Consider the following 1,755-nt stretch of genomic DNA (forward strand, 5'->3'; position numbering starts at 1 on the left):
TAGCGACTGAGAAATCTATTCGTATTTGAGATTTCACCCATTCGTTCGAAATGATATTTGTGTTATGATTTTGTAGACACCAACAATTCACAAACATCTACTTCTAAGATTTCAGCGATTTTAAATAAGTCCTTCAAATGAGGTTGGGATTTGTTGATGCACCAGTTGGACACAGTGTGCTCATTTTTATCTAGTTGTAACGCCAAATCTTTCTGGCTAACTCCTTGCCTGACCAAGATTTCTTTGATTCTGTTGAACTTCTCATTCATTAAACCAAATGTACAAATTGCAAGTATACAGTGCACTTATGAAAATCTACTTTTAATAAATGTTATTTTAAAATGAATATTTAATTTTCATTAATGTAATTTTGTTTTACATTTAAGTATCAAAAAAATATTGATTGTTATGTTTGACAAGTCCCAAATCATACATCTGATACAGCAAGATTTAAAACACAGCCAACTTACCGAAGCCTTACGCAATTTAGGTTTGGACGATGGTGGATTGTACAGTTTGGATTTGATGTCGCTGGTTGCCCAATTGATGCAAGTGCCGCCAGAACACATGGAAGACTTTGCAGAAATCTATGGCAGTTATTTGGATAGAGCTGCTGCGTATCCAGTTACTTATTTGGACGAATATCTTTTGCCTGTTGCTGAAGCTTGTTATTTTAAGCTGATGGGTGGTATAGAAGATTGAGGCCGTGGGGAGGGTGTTTTTAGTTGTAACGTGGGTGGTATTCTAGAAGTAACAGGTCTAACACAGAGTACTTTATCGCAAGTAAGCAAAAGACTGAGGTGGATTCAATCCGAAATTTTGCTTAATACACAATTCAGTTTCATATTTTTTGGGGTTTTTAACTTCAATCGCATACCCATTTTCTTTACCATTGAAATATTGCATATAGTAATCTTCAGTAATGCCAGAAAATTTTGAAGTTTGATTCCAAAGAGATTCCAATTCTTCATAAAAAATTCTATCAATCTCGAATTCTCCTATTACTTTGCTTATTGGTGCAGAGGCATAGACAACTATCTTTTTAACCTCTTTGTTTTTAAACAATGTTCTGCGGAATTCAAATTTTTTGGTGCCATTAAATATTTTGTTTGCAAATTCTGGTTTAATCGATAATATAACTTTCATTAGCTCTTGCTTCTTTTAATATTTGTTCAAATTTCGCATCACTTATTTGCTCAAAACCTCGTGGTGCATCTTGTATAATATTTAATTCCCTCAATCTCTTAAGGTTAACTTTTGGCATTGGAAATGAGTCAATGTATAAAAAATTAACTATAAAAGGCCTATTGTTTTTTCTGTAATTCCAAAATTTTTTTAATCCTTCATCATCAAAAACACTTCTCTTTCGACAGAGTTGGATAAAGTGATTTTCATCTCGAATATTAGTTGCGACATTTTCTACAACTCCAATAGTTGAGAAAACTCCAGCGTAATGACCACCTGTTCTATAGAAAAGCACCAAATCCCCACCGTTTAAATTTCTGTTATATGAACGTGATATATATACTTTTTTGATGGCATTTCTGTAAGGTTCATTTTCAGTAAAATCCTGTGGCGATTCATTATTTAGTATGGAATCAGGAAAGAGCTCTGTATGATATTCTGGATAAATTGGTACAATCCACTTGGTCGTATTTCTTGATACTGCCGGAAAAGATAATTTTGGTTGTTGTAGGTTAGGTGTTGGTTTACATTGAAGTGATTTAAACTTTTTTTGGATCGAAAGATAGGGCT

4 protein-coding genes are annotated in these 1,755 nt (G+C 33.4%); 1 reads left to right on the forward strand and 3 read right to left on the reverse strand.

What is annotated here, in order from left to right; genetic code table 11:
• Nucleotides 1-62: 62 nt before the first annotated feature.
• Nucleotides 63-269 carry a helix-turn-helix transcriptional regulator gene (locus K1F36_RS17770; RefSeq protein WP_176619486.1) on the reverse strand — a complete coding sequence of 69 codons (207 nt, stop codon included), beginning with the start codon at nt 267-269 and terminating at the stop codon, nt 63-65.
• A 139-nt stretch (nt 270-408) separates the two neighbouring features.
• Between K1F36_RS17770 and K1F36_RS17775 the strand changes: the two genes are divergently transcribed.
• Nucleotides 409-702 carry a hypothetical protein gene (locus K1F36_RS17775; protein WP_220114980.1) on the forward strand — a complete coding sequence of 98 codons (294 nt, stop codon included), beginning with the start codon at nt 409-411 and terminating at the stop codon, nt 700-702.
• Between the two features lie 72 nt (nt 703-774).
• Here the strand turns inward: K1F36_RS17775 and K1F36_RS17780 are convergent, their stop codons facing one another.
• Both K1F36_RS17780 and K1F36_RS17785 read right to left on the reverse strand, forming a co-directional pair.
• A complete protein-coding gene (locus K1F36_RS17780) occupies nt 775-1,146 on the reverse strand; it encodes an ASCH domain-containing protein (protein ID WP_220114981.1) in 372 nt (123 codons plus the stop codon).
• Nucleotides 1,124-1,755 (reverse strand): EVE domain-containing protein (locus K1F36_RS17785; RefSeq protein ID WP_220114982.1); only part of this gene is annotated, 632 nt, incomplete at its 5' end. The genes K1F36_RS17780 and K1F36_RS17785, both read right to left, overlap by 23 nt.

The sequence above is a fragment of the Flagellimonas abyssi genome, assembly GCF_019457905.1.
In the GTDB taxonomy this organism is placed as follows: domain Bacteria; phylum Bacteroidota; class Bacteroidia; order Flavobacteriales; family Flavobacteriaceae; genus Flagellimonas; species Flagellimonas abyssi.

What these genes read in the sequence shown, in the direction of transcription:
- K1F36_RS17770 (WP_176619486.1), bottom strand. Translation starts at nt 269, where the DNA reads ATGAATGAGAAGTTCAACAGAATCAAAGAAATCTTGGTCAGGCAAGGA.
- K1F36_RS17780 (WP_220114981.1), bottom strand. Translation starts at nt 1,146, where the DNA reads ATGAAAGTTATATTATCGATTAAACCAGAATTTGCAAACAAAATATTT.
- K1F36_RS17775 (WP_220114980.1), top strand. Translation starts at nt 409, where the DNA reads ATGTTTGACAAGTCCCAAATCATACATCTGATACAGCAAGATTTAAAA.